Source organism: Mycobacterium sp. shizuoka-1, assembly GCF_002723835.1.
GTDB lineage: Bacteria > Actinomycetota > Actinomycetes > Mycobacteriales > Mycobacteriaceae > Mycobacterium.
Map to the genome: position 1 here is coordinate 69,357 of NZ_BEWG01000081.1, position 20,424 is coordinate 89,780.

The following is a 20,424-nucleotide window of genomic DNA, read 5'->3' on the forward strand; positions in this document are numbered from 1 at the left end:
CACCGGCCGGCTGAACCGCGATCGGGGGAAGCCGCAGAACAACTCGGGCAATCGCCCATCGAAGGCGTCTGCCCCATCGAGCAGACCGTTCGCTAGCCGCTCGGCGAGTGCCACGGCGCCCGGCACGTGGCGGCATCGCATCAGGCCGGCCACCGCGATGGCGGTGTCGTGCGGCCACGCCGATCCGTCGTGGTAGCTCGTCGGGTTGTAGGCGCCCATCGTCGTCGCTAGCGTGCTCTACCCGACCCCGGAATCCATCTCCTCATGCGATAGCCCGCTCAACGATGTCGGCCGCGTGCTCGTCGGTGGCGATCCCGGTCCACAAGCAGTGGGCGACGTTGCTGGACAGCGCGTCGACGCGACGTTTGCTGCCATCCAAAGCGATGGCGTACCAACCCTTTCGGGAAGCCAAAACGCTTTTAAAAACTTCCCGCGCAGGGTGTCGGCCCGATCCCGCAGGCGGGTGGCCGCCGCCGGATCGCCGAACGCCTCGGCCAGCTCGGCACGCCCGAGCAGCGCGGCACACAGATAGCCCTGCACGTCGCACAGCGCGATGGTCGGCTCGGCCAAGCGCCCCTCGGCGTCGTTGATCGCGTCGAAGCTGTCCTTCCAGCCCTGATGGATCGGACCGCAGGTGGTGGCCCTCTGGTATTCGATGAAGCAATCGCCGTCGCGGTCGCCGTACTCGTCGGCCCAGGCCAGTGCGGCGTCGGCCGCGGGAAGCAACGACCGCGCCGAACCCCCGTCGGCTCCCCACCGCCAGGACTCGGCCAACAGCATCACAGAGAGCGGGGTGGCGTCGACCGAGCCGTAGCAGGCGACGCCACCGAGGGAGTCACCGCTGCCCGAACCGCGGCGCAGCTCGTGCAAGATCCGACCGGGTTGCTCCTCGGTCATGGGATCGATGGGCCGGCCCTGCAGCCGGGCGAGCCGCTGCAGCGTGCCGATCGACAGGCCAACATCAAGCGGCAGCGCCATCCACGCGGTCAGCAGGCTGTCGCGGCCGAACAACGTCATAAACCAGGGCGCCCCGGCCGCGACGAACGGCCCGGCGCCGGCGTTTTCGTCGCGGATCAGCAACGCCCCCAGATCGCTCTCGGTTCGGCGCAACACCTGGGCGAGCACCGGATCACCGGCTGTCACGTCTGTTGCGGTGTCACGCCACGCTTCGAGTCTGCGGGTAGACCCGGCGGTTTCGACGATCTCAGGTCTGCCAGCGCTGATGCGGTGGCAGCACGATCTGCCACGACAGCACTCCCGGTATCACGGTGGGGTCCCCAGACGCGATCACGGACAATCCGCGTGCGGGATCCCCTAGGACGCCGAGCACAAGTTCAGTGCCGGCTGATGTCAGCCAAGCTAGTCGACGCAATCTCTGCTCGAGGTCGCGTCCGAAAGTGGGTGTAAAAGCACCGGTCGGTTCGCAGCTTCGTGGGTGAGCATACGGGCTGGGGAACTCAAGTGACAGGCTCTTGCAGCTTGAGCTGGTGGTGTTGGGGATAACGGCGAGCGGGTTCGGTAGCTTGCTGCGGATGCTTTGGCGCGCCCAGGGCTGATGCGTAGGGCCGAGAGATGCTCAGCTGGAGAGGGTTTGGGCGGCGTCGGTCAGTGCGTTGAACGCGGCGTCGAGGCGGTCTTGGCGGCGGCGGTTGGGTTCGTGGTTGGCTTCGGCGGCTACGAACCCGATAAGCTCTTCGAGGTCGTCGGCATTGGTCAGTAAGGCAGCGCCGTTTGGGTGGGCGCGCATGCCGTACACCAGTCGCTCACAGTCGGGGTCAAGCAGCATCAGGTCGCGTAACACGGCGGCGGTCGTGTCGCTGACGATGACCTCCTTGAGGTCGCCGGCAACGCTGGAGCGGCGGCGGCGCAGGTCGTATGGGGAGTCTGCCCAGTTGCTGATCACCCCCTCGTCGTCGCAGACGCTGCACGACCATCGGATCGGCGCCGCCGTCTCGGCCGAGGCGATAGCGATGGTCATCCGCCCGGGGCAGCGCCTGTGGGCGGGGCGGCGCCGACACGGCAATGCCGATACCCACCGATCACCGACCTGGCCGGCGGTGCCCGCCCGGACAATGTCGCCCAGGTGTTGTGCCAGGCGGCGCGCGGGACCGGAAGCGTCGTGCGGCATGTCGAGGAAGTGATGCAGATCGGCGACCAACACGTCGCCACACTGTACCGGCGCCACGTCGCGGTGTTCTTGGGTACCGATCCTCGGGGACGCTGCCTACGATCATGGGTCGTGATGCTGCGATGTACCGCCAAGGTGTTGGCGCTGCTGAGGGCGCCTGAGCCGGCCATCGGCCAAGCCTGCGCGACCGACTGGTATGCCCACCTGGTCTGGATCGACCGACGCAAATGCCTGCTGGTGACCCACGCCGGGACCTTGTTCTCGGTGTTCATGCCGAACGTCACCGCCGCCGGGTTGCGCCCGATCGGCCCGCCGGTCGTCTCGGCGATCCAGGCCGCGTTGCACGTCGAGGGTCTGCCCGCCGATACGCTCGGCGATCTTGATCCCCAGCAGGTGGCCGTGGCCAAGACCGCCGACCGCCGCATCCTGGGCACGATCAACGACCTGGCGTTCACCACCGAACACGTCATCGCCACCGCTGGCGGCCTGGCCCGCTGCGACATCGACGCGCTGCACCACGGCCTGCATCGCACCATCAACAGCATCACCGGCTACATCCCACCGATCGACCTGGTCACCGCCAGCCGTCACCGAAACTGAGCCTGCCAAAGCGACACGGAGTTGTTACGCGGTGGCCGAGATGGGATCTGCGGGGTTGGTGCCGTTACTCGTGGTGGACGGTGTCAGCCGCAGTTCACGGGGTGGGTCCAGCAGCGATCGACGTAGGTCGTGCAGCAATCGGGTACCGACCGGTGTCATGGACAGCCCGCGCCAACCGGCCGAGGCCCGGTCGAGCACCGCCCATACCAGGCTAACGGCGCTGGTCTCGCCGGGGAATCGGCCGATGACCTTGGTCCGACGCTTGGTCTCCCCAAAGGAGCGCTCAATAAAATTCGAATGTCGAACGCGCCCATGGTGTTCGACCGGGAACCGCAGATAGGCAGTCAACCCAGCTTTGTCGGTGAGCAGAATGCGCATCGCCGCCGGATAGAGGTCGAAGTATTTGGCGGCGAACGCCTCGATCCGCTTGTCGATGATCTCAACGAGCCCAGGCCCCGGTTCAACCGTCAGATCGGCGGTATCGAAGATGGCCCAGTAGCCGTCGCGGACCTCGGCTTGCATCCCGGCGGGAATCTTCGCGAGCACGTTGCGGAGTCGATGAATAAGACATCTCTGCCGCAACGCTTTTGGGAAAATTTGTTCGATGGCTGCGATCAGGCCCTTGGCGCCGTCAGAGACAACCAACAGTGGACAACCCAGGCCGCGATCGCCCAGATCAGTCAGGAAGTCGGCCCATGCGTCGGTCGACTCGCCGGTCCCGGGCGCCAACCCGACGAACACCGGCTTGCCCTCGGTGGTGATGCCCCAGGCGGCCAGCACCGGCTCGGCCGGCGACCCCGGATGCATCCGAAAGAAGCTGGCATCCAAGAACAGGTAATCCAGCGTGATCTCGTCAAGTCGACGACGCGCCCACGCCTGGTATTCGGCTCGGATCGCCTTGCACACTTCCGAGACCGTGGATTTGGAGATCGCGGCCTGGTCGCCAAGTGTTTCGGCGAGGGTGGCCTGCACGTCGCGCACCGATAACCCGCGTACGAACGAGGCAATCACCAGCGTCTCCAAGGCGTTGGTTCTCGTCACGTGCTTGCCGAACAACCGCGACGCAAACGCTGCGGTGGTGCCACGCAGCTTCGGCCGCTCCAACGTAACCGGCCCAGTGGTGGTTTTCACCGTCACCTGTCGATACCCGTTGCGCGAGCCGCCGTTAGCGTCGGGACAGGCAGCAGCGCGTTGGTAGCGTTCGCGACCGAGGAACTCGGTGACCTCAGCCTCCAGGGCCGCCTGCATCAACAGTTGAGCGCCCAGCCGGGCAACCTCTTCAAGGATCTCCGAAAGCTCCCGATCCTCGGCAAATAGGGCATCGATTCTGGTGCGGATGCGATCGACGGCTGATACTCGAACAGGCACGGGCGTGACTCCTTCTTCGCAGACTTGCAGGTCGTGAAGCGGAACCTACGCCCGTGCTCCGTATTTACACCGCGTCCCGGACACGACCCTGCTCGAATCGAATCACGTTGGGCTGCAACAGAAATTCACTATTTCAAAGGCCCACAACTCCGGATGCGATGGCGCATCACCGCCGAGGCCGGTCCCAGGCATCGCTCAGGGAACGGCGGGTTGGTCGGATCAGCTGGCCGCCTGCACCGTGACGTGCTTGTCAGCCGGCGCCGCCAGTGCAGGTACGGCCACCGAGACCGTCAGGATGCCCTTGTCGTAGGTGGCTTTGATGTCTTCTTCATTGGCGCCTGCCGGCAACATCACCGAGCGGACGAATGAGCCATAACGGAACTCCGACCGGCCCTTGGCTTCCTCGTTTTCGGTCCGTTCAGCCTTGATTGTCGGGCGGCCGTCACGCACCGTGATGTCGACGTCTTTGCCTGGATCGATGCCAGGGATTTCAGCGCGCGCCACGTAGCGGCCATCTTCCATCTCATCCTCAAGCCGCATCAGCAGCAGGCTGTCGGTCCAAGAGGTAGATAACCTCCTCGAGCACGGCGACTCACCGAGGGTGAAGTGCCGGTCGACATCGACCTGCACGATCTGGACGGCGGCGTCGAGGTCACGTTCGCGATGGTCGACGCGACCACGCTGCCCCAGGTCGGCGCGGTGCCAAAGACTGTGTCCCTGAACGCGATTCGAATGTCACAGGGTCGGGACGGCTGGTGAAGCCTGGTGACGCTGGATGTGTGAGTGAGGCCAAGCGCATCAAGATTATCGAGGAAGCCCCGTACCGATTCCGGATCGAGCAAGAAGGCGCGATGCGCTTGCCCGAGCTGTCCGAATTATTCACCGAGCTCCCGGCGTAGGCTGATCTTCCGTTGCTCGGCCCGCCCGGTTCAAAACGTCGGCGACATATCGGTTGCGCGGGCGGTGGCGGCTGCTTCCGCAGCCGTGCGCGAACACCACGATGCCCGTTGGATGTTGGGGATGGTCAGGTGTCCGGCCACCGTCACCGGGTCAGCGGCGGTGCTCACAGCGGATTCCACAAAACGGTCGCGGGCGCGGTCGAGCATCGCGAGCGCCTCGTCGTCAGAGGTTCTGCGGAACCGGCGGTAGCCCTGCCCGACAGTGGCGTAGACATAAAAGGTGGGGGTTATGGGGAGAACTCCGGGGGTGGCCGAACGGACTGATCGTTGTCGGCCAGAAACTGGGCGGCACCCTGCTCGCGGCGACCAAGTACACGTGAACATCCGGATAGCGCTGCATCCAGGCGCCGAGAGTCTCTTCGGGCTGCCGTTCGTGATCGATCGCACCGCCGGACCGGCCTTGCGACCTCTGGCCAAGGCGGGTCCCCGGCGGCCCGATGGCCTTGCGGCCGAGGGCTTCGTCGAGCGCCCATGCGGCCGCCCGAAGTGCCGCACGTGAGCCGCCGACAACAACCGGCGTCGATGCCTGTTGGCGCCCACTCATCGTGTCCTCCCCGGCCCGAAGCAACGTGCGGTGTCAAGACAGATCAAGACGGTAGGTAGCGGTGGCCACCATTGGACTGAGCCCCTTCGCCCCTGCCTGTGGTCCTTTGACCCCAGGGTCGCCGGTCCAACAGTGAGCGGTGACCGATGACCACTGCCATTGGTGCATAGGCCGTCCGACCCTAGAGGCACCAGCCCGCCGCGGTGATGATCAACGGGTCAACATCCAGCAGGTTGGCTCAAGGAGTCGTCATGGACACACACACACTCTGCGCCGACCGCGATGGCGGATTGTGCGGGTTTTGGGCCGTAATCCGTTGGTGCGCACCAGTGATCGCGTCGAGTCAGTGATATTGGTGCTCGCCGTGGTGGTATCGATTCCGGCCGCCCCGGCCGCCGCTGCCATCGGCACCGCGGTGCACGAGTCCATGAGCGACTGCTACACCGAGCATGCCCAGACTCGGCATACCGTCACCGCGACCGTGATCAACGACCGCGCCGCGGACCAGCCACCGTCGACAAGGAAGACGATCACCGTGGATGCGTGATGGTTTGTCGGCGGCCGCGAATACACGCGCGCAGTCACCGCGCGACGGTCAAGACTGGCGACCGAATCGACCTCTGGGTGGACAACGACGGTCCATCAGGTCGACAAGCCCGACACCGATTTCTAATGCCGAAACCGACGCGGTGCTCGCCGCAGTCGGAATCTGGTCGAGCGTGGCTGCCGCAGCGGCCCACCCTGTTCGCCTTCACTCGGTTTGTGCTTGACAGCATCCGCGCCACCGCGTGGCAACACGACATCGATGACCTCGGCGGCCACGGCGGCGGGCGCACAAGCAGCCAATTCTAAAACCAGCGCCTGAAGCCCACACGTTTCAGATCGTGGAGGCGGTCATCACAGATCGGTTCCCATAACGGCGTGGCCCATGATCCCGCACGTCGACGCGTTCCCAAATCCACCGGACCACGTTCTCAACCGTCCTAGCGCACCACCGCAGACCAGGCACCTAATCGTTTTCGTCAGGTCCCTCTCACCACGTTAGTTACACGCCGCGCCGCGCGAATCAGGAGGAAAGGCGGGAGGGCGTCGCGGTGCGGGTTCTCCGCTGTCACCTCCTCGTTGGGCCGTGGCTCGGCGAATACTTCCAGTGACCGGGTTCTTGGGCGCAAGCCTCGGACTTTAGTCCGGGGTGAGCCCATCTCGTGTATCGCCGGGCGCAGCCCGGCGCTTAGAGTGGTCGGGCTTGTCCGTCGATGTACTGCTTGATGATCGACAGTGGTGCACCTCCGCAAGAGACGGCGAAATAGGACGGCGACCAGAGGTGCCCGCGCATTCGCGCACGGACACAGGCGCCGGTGAATTCGCGGCGGACCGCGTAGGCGGTGCGGCCTTTGAGGCGCTGCACCAGAGTCGAGATCGCCAGCGCGGGCGGGTAGGCGACCAGTAGGTGGACGTGGTCGGCTTCGCCGTTGAACTCGACCAACTCAGCGTCCAGATCAGCGCAGACGCCACGCATGATGGTTTCGCAGTAGGTGAGCATGGCGTCGGTGAACACCTTGCGGCGGTATTTCGTCACGAACACCAGGTGGGCGTGCAGCAGCGACACGCTGTTCCGGGCGTGGCGATAGGTCTGGGTTGTCACAGGTCGCCTTTACAGTCGAGGTATGCAGATGCGCTACCGGTACCGCATCGAACCGACACCGGCCCAACAGGCGATGCTGGCGCGGGTGTTCGGATGCACTCGGGTGGTGTTCAACGACGCGCTGCGGGTCCGCGACGAGGCGTACCGGGCCGGGATGAAGCTGTCCGACAGTGAGATCCAGCGTCGGGTCATCACCACCGCGAAGACCACCGAGGAGCGGGCCTGGCTGTGCGAGGTACCCAGTGTGGCGTTGGTGCAGTCGGTCAACGACTCCCGGCGAGCGTGGCGCAACTTCTTCGACTCTGCCACCGGCAAGCGCAAGGGCCGCAGGGTGGGTCGCCCACGGTTCAAATCCCGCAAGCATCACCGGCAGTCGTTTCGGTTGACGCGCAACGGCTTCTCGATCCGCGACAACGGCCGGCTGTTCGTGGCCAAGGTCGGCGAGGTCGCGGTGCGCTGGTCGCGAGAGCTGCCGTCGACGCCCTCTTCGGTCACGATCATCCGGGAACCCGACGGGCATTTCTACGCCAGCTTCGTCGTCGAGGTCACGGCCACACCGCTGCCCGTGGTCGACCGGGAGGTCGGCGTGGATGTCGGGATCGCTCGGCTGGCCACGACCGCCGCCACCGATGGACAACGGGTCGATGTCGCCAACCCCAAGCAGTTAGGCCGCAAGCTGCGCAAGCTGGCGCGGTTGGAGCGGGAGAAGTCTCGCCGGCAGAAAGGATCAGCCAACAGGGACAAGTCGCGGCGCAAGGTCGCCATCGCGCACAATCAGGTCGCCCGTGCTCGGCGGGACTATCACCACAAGCAGGCTTTGGCGTTGGTTCGCGACAACCAAGTGATCCACGTCGAAGACCTCAACATCGCTGGGATGGTCCGCAATCGCCGGCTCGCCCGCGCGATCAGTGATGCGGGATGGGGCCAGTTCGTGAAGGTCATCAGCGAGAAAGCAGAGCACTACGGGCGCACTGTGCACACGGTGTCACGGTGGCTGGCATCGAGCAAAACATGCTCGATGCCGGACTGTGGGCACGTGCTCGACGAACTGCCGCTGCAGATCCGCACGTGGAGGTGCCCGGCATGCCAGGCCACCCACGACCGCGACTACAACGCCGCCAAGAACATTCTCGCTGCCGGGCGGGCAGAGAGACTAAACGCCTGTGGAGCCCATGTAAGACCGCAACCCGTTGCGGCAGTGGGCGATGAAGCAGGAAGCACCCCAACTGCGGCATAGCCGCACGGGAATCCCCGCCATTCATGGCGGGGAGCACGTCAAAGACCATGATCTGTCAGCGCCGTCATGTAAGTAGCGATGGTTCTGTGGTAGTTGCCCGCTCGACGGACGCTTTGCGGATGAATCGATGCCCAGAACCCTTCGGCCAGGTAGTCACCGATCACTCGGCGCTGAAGGCCGTCAACCATTACAGAGCTGGCGCTCGGGGCCTCGAAGCATGGGTGCGGCACGGTGAAGGCGAACCTGCCTTCCGGCTTCAGTACGCGCTTGATCGATCCAATAGTGCTGTGCAGATCCGGGATATTGTTCAGTGAAAGTGCAGCGGTTACCCAGTCCATCGATTCACTGCCGACGGTGGACAGCGTCCGCCCGTCGTCGTGGCGGTAGGTCGCACCGGTGGGATGAGCCTGCTCGGTGGCTTGGGCGTGGGCGATGAGCCCTGATGTCGCGTCGATACCGACGACGGTGGCGCCGCGAACCGCAATGGCGCGGGTGACGATGCCTTCGCCGCAGCCGACGTCGAGAACGTGAACGCCGGTCAGCGTAGGCGGGGATCACGGACAACAGGATGTCGCGGGAAAATTTGTGCATCGCCGAACCGCCACGCACCAGTGCCGCGTACCAATCAGCGATATTGTCCCAGGTTTCGGCCACCAAGGCCTCAGCGTATCGGCCATTGTCGGCGCATGCTGAAAGGATGTCGATCCGACGCCCTCCCAATTCCGATCGGCGCCGAGCGGAGGCGTTTGGCCTCGCCGCCGACGACTACCACCGATACCGACCGCGCTATCCCCGCTCTCTCATCGATGGGCTGGTTGAGAGTCGCCATCTGCGCACACTCGATGTTGGTGCGGGTACAGGGCATCGCGTCGTTACAGCTGATAGAGGCAGGTGCGGAAGTCCTTGCCGTGGAGCCCGACTCGCGGATGGCGCGAGTGGCCACCGAGAACGGCATTCGCGTCGAACAAGCGACATTCGAGGACTGGCTACCAGCCGGCAGGTCGTTCGATCTCGTTGTCTTTGCCCAGTCGTTCCACTGGGTGCAGCCACAGCACGGGCTCGAAAAAGTGGCCTCAATACTTCGTCCAGGCGGTCGTCTCGCACTCTTGTCGAACCGGCTGACTCCCGTGTCGCCGACAAGGCAGGAACTGGACGAGGCCTACGCCGGCCTGCTCGCCGCGTCCCTGCGGCCCCCAATCGATGCGGTCCACGATGACGAACTGATGGTGATGATTCGAAAGTACGGATACATCGTCGAGCGGCGACGAGTCACCGAACGACTCCGCTACACCACCGATGCCTGGGTGAACATGGTGCTCACCTACTCCAACGTCGTAACCCTCGACCCGCTGCGCCGTTCTCGGCTGCGGTCCCGCCTCGAGCAACGCATCGGCGCCGAGGGAGTGGGCGTGGAGAACGACGCCACGGCAGTTATCTGCACGCCTCGATGACGCGGCGCGTACCGGTGGCGCCCCATACTTCGGGCGTGGCACCAATCTCATGAGATGGCACACCTAGGTGACGGACGCGGGCCCTGGTAGCGCGAGCCGTAGACCACGAGCCGGATGTCGTGAGTTCTCGTGGTCAGCTCTCATCGAAGAAGCGGCCGGTCAGCTCCGACGCAACTAACGCAGATCGCTAGAACGCAGGAATGCTAGCAAGCGCACTTGCGGGGAAGCTGGTAAACACGCAAGCAGTGATGGTAGAGAGCTAAAGACCTAACGAACCGGCAAATAAGCATGCACGGAATCAAGTCCTCTAGCAATCGTCTGATACAGCTGCATAGCATGCTAGATAGCTGGGACGCCGGTTCTCAGCCAAGGGGATCGTGGAAAGAAGACGCGCATATGCCCGACACAAAGTCCGAAGTGCAGATCAGTTTCCGCGCCCCGTTTGAGCTGAAGGTGGCCTTCGAACAAGCCCTGCTGTACCGCTCGATACGAGAGGGACGGAAAATCGCCGCCAATAAGGTGCTCATCGAGCAGGTCGAGGCGTTCATCGAGCGCGAAGAGAAGTTGCGCCAACAATGATTCGGTCAGCGCTGGTTTCTGCGATCCTCGCCGCAGTGTTGGCGGTGCTGCCGGTCTGCCCTGCGACCCCGCCGGCGTCAGCGGCCGCATCTGTGCTGGCCTACCCGGGGATGCCTATCCTGCAGGGCGAAACGCGCTGCACGCTTGCGTTTATCGACACCATCCGCCGCATCGGCTACTCTGCCGGTCATTGCAACACCAGCAGCGAGGTGCGCGACGAACACGGCCGCCCGCTGGGCATCGTGAGTGTGTGGCAGCACAACCGCGCAGGGAAGCTCACGACAGGCGTCGAGGACGCCGTGATCGACTATGAAGCGATCAGCATCAATCCTGGCGTTGAGGTCACCAACCTTCTTGGGCCGGCGTTCACCCGCCCGCTGATCACCCAACCCGGTGTCACCCCAACCCCGGGCATGGTGGTCTGTCAACGCGGCACCACCACCGGATCATCATGTGGTGTTATCGACGCTGTGCATGACGGGTGGTTCACCATGCGGGCCGGCGGGATGACCAGCGAGCACGGTGACTCCGGCGCCCCGGTCTACACCTACACCGACGAGACGGGATCCACCCCGGTCATCGTCGGCATCCTTCGCGGCCTCAACGGCGGACGCGCCGCGGCAGTCAGCTGGCCGGACACGCTGCGCCACGCGATCTATGACGCCGCAGCAGCCACCTCTTAACGCGCGGATTTAGACTGGGCCGACACGGTTTCCTCTATGCGATTCAGAAGGCCCACAACTCACGATGCCCGGACTGCGCCCGACGCCTCACCACGAGGCAATCAATATGGATGTCCGCGCACAACTGATGTCCGCGATCAACGAACAGATCGTCAACAACGGCTGGACCCAGTCCGAAGCTGCCGAGAAACTCAACGTCAACCAGCCGCGCATCTCATATCTGGTCAGCGGTCAGATCGAACGATTCAGTGTCGACGCTCTCCTGAACATGGCCGCCCTTGCTGGCCTGCAAATCGAACTGACCGTCAAACCCGCGACCCAGCACCAGCCCTGATACGTCACCGGTGACACCCCGGTTGCAGACGATCGTCGACTCTGCGGGGGAGGGGACGTCACGTGGTGCACAACTGAAATGAGTGCTCCCGCTGCAGAAGAACCGCCCCGAAATCCGGTCCAGAGGATTTGCGGGGCGATTCAGTTCAGGTGTCAGGGAGGAGGAGCCGGACGGCTACGACGCTAAGTTACGCGCACCCGACACACAACAGGTCGGGATGGCCAGATGATGATGCACTGCGGTTGCGGGCGTTTTCCGAGACCGGGGGAGCGCCCGAACATCCGCTTCAACGAACGACCTTCAGTAGCTGCCCGAGCCGGGCCAGCCGCTGCGCGGCATCCACGCATTCCCGCGCGGTCGCGTCGCTGTCCACCGATGCCAGCGCCCCGGCGGCCGCGGCCGGATCGACTCGCCGCACGATCGCCAGCGCAGCGCGCAGCTGCGCAGTGTCCACATCGCCGCTTTCCGCCACGGGACCGGCAGCCACCACCGCCGCATCGGGGGTGTAGCCGGCCGGGGCCTGCGCCGCGGCGACATCACGGTTATCGATTGCGCCGGCGAAAACGGAATCAGGCTCAGGTGCAGGAAGGGCTGCGGGCGGAAGCGGCGGCAACACCTCGACTTCGTCGGAACCGACCTCGTCCGATCCAGGTGGGCAGCTGCGCCGCTCGGCGATCTCCGAGTCGATCAATGCCCGCAGCGCCGCAGTCCGCGCAGCGCCGTCAGCCACGCCGGCCAGCTGTTGCGGGGCCGCTGCCAGCACGCGGGCAGCGCCGGCCTGCCCGAGCTGCGCAACATCGTGAGGCGTGATCGGAATGCGGGTGTCCTCACCGACGAGCTCCTGAAGCGGCGCCACCAACGTTTCGACACCTTGGCGGTAGCGACGCGCGTTCGACGCCGATCCGCCCAGCTGATCGCGCACAAAAGCACCGAAGTCCGGGTACGGCGCGCCGTCGCGACCCGACAGGTGGCGCCAGTCTTCGTCGCGGTAGATCGCCGCGAGCACCTCGAGCACCCGCCCCACCGCACAGGAGAGTTCACCGACTCGTCGAACAGCGCGTTCCTGGGGCGTCTCGACCGCCTCAGCGCCAGGACAGAGCACCACGGCCGGTCTTGTCGACGTCATCGGGCGCTCGCGACCAGCGCGGCCGACACCGCGGCGAGCGCCTCTGTTCCCAGGAACCGGCCAAGCCGCTCCCGCACGGCCTGATCAGCCCACGCCTGAGCCACGATTTCGGCCAACGTTGAGTTCACCACCCCCAACAGCGGATCGGCGGGGCATCGCAGCCGCATCCGCACCCGCGAACCTCCATCCGGCAACAACCGCACCAGCCCCGCTGTCGCGTGACCAGACTCGAGCACATCAGTCCCTGTGCGCACCCAACCCATCACTCGGTGCTCCACCAGAGCCGTCACCACCGGGTCGTCAAACGAGCCGACCGGGACCGCCTGCAACGGTCCATCTCCATCGCCGGTGTGCCCCAACGACAACCGCTGCCGATACTCCTGCTCGGCCAGCGCCAAACCCGCCAGATACACCGCGCGCAACTCGTCGCGCTCATCACCGCGGGCGAGCTCGAAACGCCGATACGTTTCGCATGCCCCGTCCGTCGTTGCCGCATACTCAATCGCTGCTGCCCGCAACCGTTCTCGCGCAACCCGCAGCTGCTCACTTACCGCGTCGAGCTGCTGCCGTTTACGAGCGCGCAGCGCGCCGATGTCAGTGGTCGCCGCGCTCACGCCGGTCTGCTTCATCGACGCCGAAGAATGCATCGACCTGCCGCTGGGCCGAGATCTCGTCAGGACCTTCAAAAACGTGGGTGGCGCCGTCGGTGGGATCGGTCACCTCAATTCGAACCACTGTCTTGTCAGCCATCGCCGGAACTCCTCCATCTGTGAAACTCATATCTCGAACCGCTTGATACGTCCCATAATTCGATCGGTCGCCTTCACAACCGCTTCAGCGGTGCGACGAACCTTCTCCCGATCACCCTGCGCCCAACTCTGGATGTAGCCAAAGGACCAATCGCCGGGAGACTCCAAGCCATAGCGTCGACTCACCACGTAGGCCACGCTTTCGGCTTCAACTTCCATCGTCGATCGTTCTCCGCCAGCACCGGTGTGGTATTCATCAGTGCGTTCGGTATGCCCGAGTTCGATATGGGCCAGTTCATGGGCCTTGGTTTTGGCCTGCTGGGCATGGCTTCCGCGGGAGTTGATCACCACCGTCTTGGCCACCGGATCGGTGTAGCCGTTAGCGACATCGGCGCCCTCACCCAGGTCCCGATACTCCAGCCGATAACCGTGGCCCTCGATCTGGTCGTCGAGGTCTTCATGCATGCCGTCCGGGGCCCGACCCGACAAGTGCGAAACCGAGATGAACGGCGGTTCGGGCAGGGGATCACCGCTGGTCGACGACACATCAAACACCGGCACGACCTTGAAGCCGACCACACGGTTCTCCCGCTTCGTCGCACCGTTGTCGTCTTCAACCTGAATCTTCTTCACCATCGGGGCATAGATCCAGATCGCCTTCTCGCCCTTGTTGACCGAGCGGCCCAACTCCTTCCACTTGTTGAACCCTGCCACCCGGGTGGCATCAGGCTTCTGCGAGAGGATCAGCAACTGATTGTTCAGCGAGTAGCGGTGGAAGCGCTGCGAAAACTCAAGCCACTCTTGCCACTTCTGCCCGTCATCGAGCTCGTCGAGCGCGGTGTCGATCTCGCGGCGAATATCCTCGGTACGGGTCGACTTGTCCGGAAAACTGACCACGCGCCGCGCCTGATCAGCGCTACGGTCATCGACGTCGCCGAGATCGGCTAGCTCAGACTGCAACGCTGCCCGCGTGCGCTCCAACCGCACCACCGTCGCCGCAGCCCGCCCATACGCCGCGCGCATATCGCCCGGACAGCGGCGGGGACCATCGGGCTCATCCTTACCGCGACACATCTGCACCGAATCCAAACCTGCACTGCATGCAGATGAGCATCAGCCAGCTACGCCGCCACATTCAAGAGGACCGCAGCGCAGCCGGAGAGCTGCGCGCCTCTCTCGCAAACCGCGGCCCGGCCGCCTAACCTCAACAAGCGTGAACACCGCCGCGCCGCCGCCGCACGAACGCAGCCCATCAGCCGCCACGCCGCCGGCCCCGACACCGCCGCGCACTCCACCCCCGGACAGCACCTCGGCAATGACCGCACAACCCGACGACCACGAGTGGAACATCGACGCGCCAGCCAAACTGGCCCGCACCCAGGCCGCAATCGACGACTTTCTGTACCGCATCACCAAACTCAACTACTTACGCGCACAGCTACTTTCAGCGCGCGAAGGAACCCTGAAGTCGGACTGGCGCACCACACTGGCCAAGTCCGCCACCGAATCCATCGGCCTGCAGCCAGACCAACAAGCTGCCCGCGAGCGAGCAGCCCGCGACATCTCCGCGCTGCCGCCGGCCGACTGGGAACCCGATCGTCACGTCGGATGGCGACTGGCGCTCAACGCCTGGTACGAAGCCACCAACCAGTGCCTCGACGACATTGAGAACGCCGAAAAGCAACTGCGCGCCGAGTCGTGGATGTCAGCAGACACCGTCACCACCCGCATCGCGATGGACCGCGACTTGACCACGGCGTCATATCGCGCCGGCCTGGCCGCCGGCGGACTCGACGTCGACTGGTACGACTGGCTCATCGACCGCGTCCGCAAATGGCCGGACAAGCAACGCCGAGACAATCAGCTCGACCTGATGACCCTCGAACCTGCCTACCGGGACTCGATGCAGCAGCTGCCCGCCTACTGGGCATAACCAAACCCGCCACCGGCACGCACGCAACACAATCTTCGCTACAACAGCCGCACGGTCGGCTACACTCGACCCAGAGCCGTTCGCACGGCTGATCCCGAGCCGCCGTGGCGCCTGTACCGCTACCGGCATTCGAGGGCAAGGTCCGCCGGATCTGCGAAACAACCCCCGTCACTGCAACGTGGCGGCGGGTACAGGACGTCGCCGACCGACCAGTGAACGGATTCACCAGATGACGAAATACGCCGCCCGCAAGAAGGCCGCCCGCATCTTCCAGCAGACCCACCCCGACACCACATTCCCCGCCGCCCTGCGCGCCGTGAGCCTCCCCGCCGCCGCGCCGCCATCCTGGCGACCCGGCCAGGCCCCCTGGATCCGCTCAACCGACCCCGATGAGCCCGTCGGCTGCTATTTCTGCGGAAAGCCCACGGCCATCACATCTTTCGGCGATGTGTCGATAGACACCGGCCGGGTGGAGCTCTACTGCGACAACGGCGCATGCGATGCCCGTGAGGTCGAAGTGATCGTCGTCGACGACGGGACATCGCGCACGGCACAACGTACCGATGTGCGCATCCTGGGCCGCTACGGGCCGACCGCGCGGCCGTCGTGGACCCGAGGAGTCGGCCCGGACTGGACCGCGGGGATGCCGCCGAGCGCCAGATCCACCAAAGCCCAGTGCGTGTGCGTGTTCTGCGGCGCCACCAGCTGCGTCCCCGCACGCGATGACGATCCGGTCGACGCCGGCCGGATGCGCCTGCACTGCACCAACCCGCGGTGCAGCGTCGTCGACGTCGACGTCCTCGTCACCCGCGACGGCACCGGTTGGCCGCAGGACCGCCAGGACGTCAAAGCGCTCAACGCGATCGACCCGAACCTGGCCGGCTTCCACGCCGCCGGCGCCGACGACGTGGCCGGCATACGCATAGTGCCGGTCAGCGAACTGCACAACGCCCCGGAGGACCTGGAGCTTCAACTGCGCGTCTCCGGGCCCGCCCCGTGGGAGCGGTAACGATCCCGGCCGTGAGTGTGCAGGCCTCCTCTGGCTTTGCCGCCGCCGCTGAGTGATCCTGGAAGAGGAGGTGCCCCGCCCGACCCCCCGGGGCGGGGCACCCACTCATTTCCCGTGTGGTGATTCCACATGCGGACGTCGGAACATCGAGGCCGTTCCGCTGGCCACCACCACAATATGTCCACCACTCGCCAGAATGCAGCCCAACCGGGGAGACGTCACCCTGTCGATATCTGCAGCATGAGCTTCGTCGCCGAATCGTCAGGGTCATAGAAAGCCCCACAGCCCTCGCACTTCACCGGCGGGGTCCCGTAGCGGTCATCGGCTGGATTCTCATGACCACAATCAGCATGAACCCGCGACAGGCCGCGGCCGCTGACAACCTCGACCGCCACACCGGCGCGCCGGGCGGCGACAGTCAACAAGCCGCGGAACCGACCCGGGGCCGCATGAGCGCGGTGACGGCCGATGCTGTGCGCGACCGGCCTCGGCAGATCAGTTCGTGCCTGTCAATGGCCAGTGAGTTCTCCCCGTGGGCGGCCAGTTTTTCTCCCCGCTGGTGGCCAGTTGTGAATCCCCAACGGCGGCCAGTTATTTCCCCACGGTCTGGTGGTTAGCGCAGCGGCCTCACCCCCTGCCCGGAGGTGGCTTGGGCCAGCCGGAAGCTCTCGCCGGAGGTGACCACGACGTGCGCGTGATGCAGTAGGCGATCCACGGTGGCGGTTGCCAGGGTCTTGGGCATGATCTCGTCGAACCCGGATGGGTGCAGGTTGCTGCTGACCGCCATGGCGCGGCGCTCGTAGGCGGCGTCGACGAGCCGGTAGAACCCTTCAGCGGCGTCCGGGCTGACCGGCAGCAACCCGATGTCGTCGACGATGACCAGATCCGAGCGCATCACCCGGGTGATGGCGCGGGCGACCGAGTCATCGACGCGGTGGCGGCGGATCAGGGCGCCGAGGTCTTCGATGGTGAACCACACCACCGTCAGCCCGTCTTCGATGGCGGCCTGCCCGAGTGCCTCACAGAAGTGGGACTTGCCCGTTCCCGATGGCCCGCAGACGCAGAGGTTCTCTTTATTGCGAACCCATTCAAGGGTTTTCAGCGCATCCTGGGTAGCCCGTGAGATGGAGGAGGCGCCCTCGTCCCAGTCGCCGAAGGTTTTGCCGGCGGGGAACCCGGCGCGTTTGCGCCGGGTGCGCAGGTTGGTGGCATCGCGGCCGGCGGCCTCCTCGGCCAGCAACACTCGCACCACCTCGGCGGGATCCCAGCGCTGGGCCTTGGCGGTGGGCACCAGATCGGTCAACGCCCGGCGCAGATAGGGCAGCTTGAGCCGCTTGGACAACGCGATGGCCTCGGCCAGCGGATCCCCGTTGGCCGCGCCCACCCGCGGGGCGGCCGGCATCACTGCTGGGCCTCCGGGTCGGCGCTGGCGGGTAGACCGAAGTTGGCCCACGCCGAGGTGCCGGCCTGCAGGCTGTGGTCCTCGCCGACACGCGACGGCTCGCCATGGTGGCGGCCGAGCTGGTGGGTCAGGATGCGCAGCAGGTCGTTCTCACCGAATCGCCCTGCGATGGCGGCAGTCCCGAGTGCTCGGTCCACTTCAGCGGGCGGGTGCAGCTTGGCCAAGGTGATGGCCTCGGTCATCTTGGCGCGGATGCGGCGGGTGCCGACCGCGGCGGCTTCGGTCAGCCACGACGCCGCGCCCGGTCCCAGCGCCAGGAACGCGGCTTCGTCGGGGTTGGTGGCCCGCGGGGTGCGTTCGCCGTGGTGATCGGGCCGCGGCGGGTAATGCTCGGCTTTGATCGACGGGCGCCCCGGGGTAGAGCGGGCGTGGCGGGCCACCTCCAGTGGGCCCTCGTCGCCGACCGCGGTGACGATCAGCTCATCGCCGACGAAGCGCACCCACACCCGGGTGTCGACCAGGGTGTGCGGCACCGAATAGCGCACGCCCTCAACCGAAACCGTCGAATCCCAATACACCCGCCGAGTAGTGCCGAACGCCATGGTGAACGGCGCAGTCGGCAGCGGGTGCAGCCGGGTGCGTTCCTCGGCCAGCGCCTCGACCGGGCGGCGGCGGGTCTGCCGATGCTCACGATTGTTGACCTGCTCGCAGAACTCTCGGCACGCGGCCTCGAGCTCACCGAAGGTCCGATACGCATCGAGCAGGTTGGCCTCGGTGGGCACCAGATCGGCCTTGGCGATGCGCACCGTGGCCTCCGACCCACCCTTGGTTTGCGGATCGGCCGGCACGCAGGTGCGAATCGTCATCCCGTAATGGCGGGCCACCTCCACGATTTCGGGGTGGCGCACCGCAATCCCGGCCACATGATCGGTGGAGATGGTTTTCTCGTTGTCGGTCAACGCATACGTCGGCACTCCGCCCAGCCGGCGCAGCGTGGTATCCAAGCACGCCACCACCGTCGGCAACGTCTTGTCGTGCACCGGGATCACCACCCGAAACCGTGACCATGCCAACCAGGCGCACCACAACTGGGTGGCCCGCCCGCCCACACGGGGGCCGCTGCCCCAATCCCACTGCAGCCACAGGCCCGGCTCGGTGATCCAGGGCCGAAACACCCGCCGCTGACCTTCGCGCAGCCGCTGTTTGACCGCCGCCACCGCTCGGCGGGTGGTGCGCTCACCACCGCCAAATCCCATCGCCACGATCCGCCGGTGCACTACATCGGCGCGCACCCGCCCACCCGAACGCACCACCAGCTCTTCGATTTTCGGCAGATACTCATCGATCGGGCGAGCCCGGTGCTCACGCTCGACCGGGTTTTGCCCAGCCGCCCGCATCGCCACATACCGCGCCACCGTGTGATGGTCACAGCCAGCCAGATCAGCCGCCGCCCGATAACTGCCCGTGAGGTCATAGGCCTCAAGAATCTCCATGATCTCCCTGTTGCTCTTCACGCCGCACGAGACAACCCGCACGACAAACCGGCACATGCTCGACACGCCGGGGAGATATCTGGCCGCCAACGGGGAATACCGTGGCCACCACCGGGGACTTAAATGGCCGTCAATGGGGATTTTTCACTGGCCGCCGACAGTGCCGCACCAGCCGCAGCGACCGCGGTCACGTTGATGTCATCGACCACCAAACGCCCAGCCTGTGCACACACCGTGGCAGCGACTTGCCGATACAAGTCGTCGCGAAACCCCAGGGCGCGGCGCCGACCATGCTCCTGGGCATCCCAGAGTTTGCGGTCGACCACGCGCCAGCCTTCCAGCACCTCCGCGATGTCCCCCGGCGGCGGATCGTCGCGCCACGCGATCGCCAGCGCCGCGAACCGCGCCGGCGAACGCCACCGACGAACCTCATCAGCGGCCAGCTCACCATCCCCGTACGGCACCGGCCCATGCTCAACAAGCCAGGCCACCAACTCCTCACGCACCGCGTTCAGCGACTCATCCCGAGCCGAGGCGGTGACCGCGTGCCGCTCAAGCCGCTGCGAAATCACCGGCGGCACAACGATAATCCCCGTCGTGCCCGTGGCATCGGCTGTCATGACCGCCCCCAACGATGCCGGCACGCGAATCGGCTCGGTAGAACGCCACGTCGCCACCCGCGTCCCGCCCTCGGTCTGGCGCCACCCGGTGTGCACCGCCACCGCCGGCCCCGACGCGGCCGCGGCCGCCGGCACATGTGCGGTGATCACCAACCGCGCCGACAGCCGCGCCGCCGTGCGCGACACAGTCAGCCGGGCGATACCGATGCCGGCATCCGGGGGAAGCCAGCGATGCACCTGAACCGGTATATCGATCCACTGCGGCACCCCGTCGAGGCTGCCGACGCGCATCCGCACCATCACCCGCCCGGCCCGTCGCCGCTCAGCCCGCGACATGCCTTCCCACACTTGGGGATCCACCCACGGCAATAACAACACATTGCGGTACCGGCCGCCGGGATCAGCCAACAACTGCGGAGAGCGCACAGCCGGCATCCCACCGACACGCTGCAGCTGCACCGTCAGCGTCCCGGTTCCATCGGTGCGGCCCGAGGGGACCGGCGGCTTGAGTCGTCGGGGGAATCGGGCCAGGTGAACAGTGTGTGATGGTGAGTTTTGTCGGTG

The 20,424-nt window shown here is 65.6% G+C and carries 20 protein-coding genes and 4 pseudogenes; 10 read left to right on the forward strand and 14 right to left on the reverse strand.

Features of this window, described 5'->3' with window-relative positions; all coding sequences use genetic code 11:
• A pseudogene (locus tag MSZK_RS22140) lies at window positions 1-1,312 on the reverse strand (amylo-alpha-1,6-glucosidase); the annotation flags it as partial.
• Between the two features lie 264 nt (window positions 1,313-1,576).
• On the reverse strand, window positions 1,577-2,161 hold the full coding sequence (locus tag MSZK_RS22145) for a hypothetical protein (protein WP_043370464.1): 585 nt from the start codon (window positions 2,159-2,161) through the stop codon (window positions 1,577-1,579).
• Window positions 2,162-2,242: 81 nt separating this feature from the next.
• Here MSZK_RS22145 and MSZK_RS22150 point away from each other — a divergent pair, with 81 nt between their 5' ends.
• Window positions 2,243-2,728: a hypothetical protein gene (locus tag MSZK_RS22150; protein ID WP_043370462.1), complete on the forward strand. Its 486-nt coding sequence runs from the start codon at window positions 2,243-2,245 to the stop codon at window positions 2,726-2,728.
• A gap of 24 nt (window positions 2,729-2,752) precedes the next feature.
• Here the strand turns inward: MSZK_RS22150 and MSZK_RS22155 are convergent, their stop codons facing one another.
• Together MSZK_RS22155 and MSZK_RS22160 are read right to left on the reverse strand one after the other, a co-directional pair.
• A complete protein-coding gene (locus MSZK_RS22155) occupies window positions 2,753-4,096 on the reverse strand; it encodes an IS256 family transposase (protein WP_074328301.1) in 1,344 nt (447 codons plus the stop codon).
• A gap of 219 nt (window positions 4,097-4,315) precedes the next feature.
• Window positions 4,316-4,639 (reverse strand): annotated as a pseudogene (locus tag MSZK_RS22160) (Hsp20/alpha crystallin family protein); the annotation flags it as partial.
• A gap of 63 nt (window positions 4,640-4,702) precedes the next feature.
• Between MSZK_RS22160 and MSZK_RS22165 the strand changes: the two are divergent.
• Window positions 4,703-4,855, forward strand: coding sequence for a hypothetical protein (locus tag MSZK_RS22165; RefSeq protein WP_232530508.1), 153 nt, complete (start codon window positions 4,703-4,705; stop codon window positions 4,853-4,855).
• A 150-nt stretch (window positions 4,856-5,005) separates the two neighbouring features.
• Here the strand turns inward: MSZK_RS22165 and MSZK_RS32690 are convergent.
• Window positions 5,006-5,268: pseudogene (locus MSZK_RS32690) on the reverse strand (phosphoribosyltransferase); the annotation flags it as partial.
• 650 nt (window positions 5,269-5,918) lie between these two features.
• On the opposite strand from MSZK_RS32690, the gene MSZK_RS22170 reads away from it, so the two are divergent.
• The gene (locus MSZK_RS22170) at window positions 5,919-6,146 is read left to right on the forward strand and encodes a hypothetical protein (RefSeq protein ID WP_099250709.1); all 228 of its coding nucleotides are present in this window, start codon (window positions 5,919-5,921) and stop codon (window positions 6,144-6,146) included.
• A gap of 684 nt (window positions 6,147-6,830) precedes the next feature.
• Here MSZK_RS22170 and tnpA read toward each other — a convergent pair.
• Entirely contained in the window at window positions 6,831-7,244 is a 414-nt protein-coding gene (gene tnpA, locus MSZK_RS22180; RefSeq protein WP_099250710.1) for an IS200/IS605 family transposase, read from the reverse strand.
• A gap of 22 nt (window positions 7,245-7,266) precedes the next feature.
• Between tnpA and MSZK_RS22185 the strand changes: the two genes are divergently transcribed.
• Window positions 7,267-8,481 carry an RNA-guided endonuclease TnpB family protein gene (locus tag MSZK_RS22185; protein WP_099250711.1) on the forward strand — a complete coding sequence of 405 codons (1,215 nt, stop codon included), beginning with the start codon at window positions 7,267-7,269 and terminating at the stop codon, window positions 8,479-8,481.
• A 38-nt stretch (window positions 8,482-8,519) separates the two neighbouring features.
• Here MSZK_RS22185 and MSZK_RS22190 read toward each other — a convergent pair whose 3' ends face one another.
• Window positions 8,520-9,023 carry a class I SAM-dependent methyltransferase gene (locus tag MSZK_RS22190; protein ID WP_099250712.1) on the reverse strand — a complete coding sequence of 168 codons (504 nt, stop codon included), beginning with the start codon at window positions 9,021-9,023 and terminating at the stop codon, window positions 8,520-8,522.
• Window positions 9,024-9,178: 155 nt separating this feature from the next.
• Here MSZK_RS22190 and MSZK_RS22195 point away from each other — a divergent pair.
• From MSZK_RS22195 to MSZK_RS22210, 4 genes and pseudogenes are all read left to right on the forward strand, one after another.
• Window positions 9,179-9,932: pseudogene (locus tag MSZK_RS22195) on the forward strand (class I SAM-dependent methyltransferase).
• Window positions 9,933-10,328: 396 nt separating this feature from the next.
• On the forward strand, window positions 10,329-10,511 hold the full coding sequence (locus MSZK_RS22200) for a hypothetical protein (protein WP_099250713.1): 183 nt from the start codon (window positions 10,329-10,331) through the stop codon (window positions 10,509-10,511).
• Between the two features lie 35 nt (window positions 10,512-10,546).
• Window positions 10,547-11,194 carry a S1 family peptidase gene (locus tag MSZK_RS22205; protein WP_233211445.1) on the forward strand — a complete coding sequence of 216 codons (648 nt, stop codon included), beginning with the start codon at window positions 10,547-10,549 and terminating at the stop codon, window positions 11,192-11,194.
• 64 nt (window positions 11,195-11,258) lie between these two features.
• Window positions 11,259-11,528: a helix-turn-helix domain-containing protein gene (locus MSZK_RS22210; protein ID WP_099250715.1), complete on the forward strand. Its 270-nt coding sequence runs from the start codon at window positions 11,259-11,261 to the stop codon at window positions 11,526-11,528.
• A 286-nt stretch (window positions 11,529-11,814) separates the two neighbouring features.
• On the opposite strand, the gene MSZK_RS22215 is transcribed toward MSZK_RS22210, so the two are convergent.
• The 4 genes from MSZK_RS22215 to MSZK_RS22225 are packed head-to-tail and all read right to left on the reverse strand — an operon-like array spanning window position 11,815 to window position 14,483.
• On the reverse strand, window positions 11,815-12,654 hold the full coding sequence (locus MSZK_RS22215; RefSeq protein WP_099250716.1) for a hypothetical protein: 840 nt from the start codon (window positions 12,652-12,654) through the stop codon (window positions 11,815-11,817).
• Entirely contained in the window at window positions 12,651-13,268 is a 618-nt protein-coding gene (locus tag MSZK_RS22220) for a hypothetical protein (RefSeq protein WP_233211446.1), read from the reverse strand. Before MSZK_RS22220 ends, MSZK_RS22215 begins: the two co-directional genes overlap by 4 nt.
• Window positions 13,249-13,404, reverse strand: coding sequence for a hypothetical protein (locus MSZK_RS32695; protein ID WP_199203433.1), 156 nt, complete (start codon window positions 13,402-13,404; stop codon window positions 13,249-13,251). Before MSZK_RS32695 ends, MSZK_RS22220 begins: the two co-directional genes overlap by 20 nt.
• Window positions 13,405-13,430: 26 nt before the next feature.
• Entirely contained in the window at window positions 13,431-14,483 is a 1,053-nt protein-coding gene (locus MSZK_RS22225) for an ArdC-like ssDNA-binding domain-containing protein (RefSeq protein WP_233211448.1), read from the reverse strand.
• Between the two features lie 133 nt (window positions 14,484-14,616).
• On the opposite strand from MSZK_RS22225, the gene MSZK_RS22230 reads away from it, so the two are divergent.
• The gene (locus MSZK_RS22230) at window positions 14,617-15,336 is read left to right on the forward strand and encodes a hypothetical protein (RefSeq protein WP_142389980.1); all 720 of its coding nucleotides are present in this window, start codon (window positions 14,617-14,619) and stop codon (window positions 15,334-15,336) included.
• Between the two features lie 229 nt (window positions 15,337-15,565).
• Window positions 15,566-16,345: a hypothetical protein gene (locus MSZK_RS22235; protein ID WP_099250719.1), complete on the forward strand. Its 780-nt coding sequence runs from the start codon at window positions 15,566-15,568 to the stop codon at window positions 16,343-16,345.
• Window positions 16,346-16,958: 613 nt separating this feature from the next.
• Here the strand turns inward: MSZK_RS22235 and istB are convergent.
• From istB to MSZK_RS22250, 3 genes are all read right to left on the reverse strand, one after another.
• Window positions 16,959-17,747, reverse strand: a complete 789-nt coding sequence (gene istB / locus MSZK_RS22240; protein ID WP_099250724.1) for an IS21-like element helper ATPase IstB — start codon at window positions 17,745-17,747, stop codon at window positions 16,959-16,961.
• Complete coding sequence (gene istA, locus MSZK_RS22245; protein ID WP_099250720.1) at window positions 17,747-19,261, reverse strand: IS21 family transposase; 1,515 nt, start codon at window positions 19,259-19,261, stop codon at window positions 17,747-17,749. Before istA ends, istB begins: the two co-directional genes overlap by 1 nt.
• 98 nt (window positions 19,262-19,359) lie before the next feature.
• Window positions 19,360-20,295: a hypothetical protein gene (locus MSZK_RS22250; protein WP_142389981.1), complete on the reverse strand. Its 936-nt coding sequence runs from the start codon at window positions 20,293-20,295 to the stop codon at window positions 19,360-19,362.
• Window positions 20,296-20,424: the final 129 nt, after the last annotated feature.

Coding starts and splice junctions, on each gene's coding strand:
- MSZK_RS22235 (WP_099250719.1), top strand. CDS start 15,566: ATGACGAAATACGCCGCCCGCAAGAAGGCCGCCCGCATCTTCCAGCAG.
- istB (WP_099250724.1), bottom strand. CDS start 17,747: ATGCCGGCCGCCCCGCGGGTGGGCGCGGCCAACGGGGATCCGCTGGCC.
- MSZK_RS22210 (WP_099250715.1), top strand. CDS start 11,259: ATGCCCGGACTGCGCCCGACGCCTCACCACGAGGCAATCAATATGGAT.
- MSZK_RS22215 (WP_099250716.1), bottom strand. CDS start 12,654: ATGACGTCGACAAGACCGGCCGTGGTGCTCTGTCCTGGCGCTGAGGCG.
- MSZK_RS22200 (WP_099250713.1), top strand. CDS start 10,329: ATGCCCGACACAAAGTCCGAAGTGCAGATCAGTTTCCGCGCCCCGTTT.
- MSZK_RS22150 (WP_043370462.1), top strand. CDS start 2,243: ATGCTGCGATGTACCGCCAAGGTGTTGGCGCTGCTGAGGGCGCCTGAG.
- MSZK_RS22185 (WP_099250711.1), top strand. CDS start 7,267: ATGCAGATGCGCTACCGGTACCGCATCGAACCGACACCGGCCCAACAG.
- MSZK_RS32695 (WP_199203433.1), bottom strand. CDS start 13,404: ATGGCTGACAAGACAGTGGTTCGAATTGAGGTGACCGATCCCACCGAC.
- MSZK_RS22250 (WP_142389981.1), bottom strand. CDS start 20,295: ATGCCGGCTGTGCGCTCTCCGCAGTTGTTGGCTGATCCCGGCGGCCGG.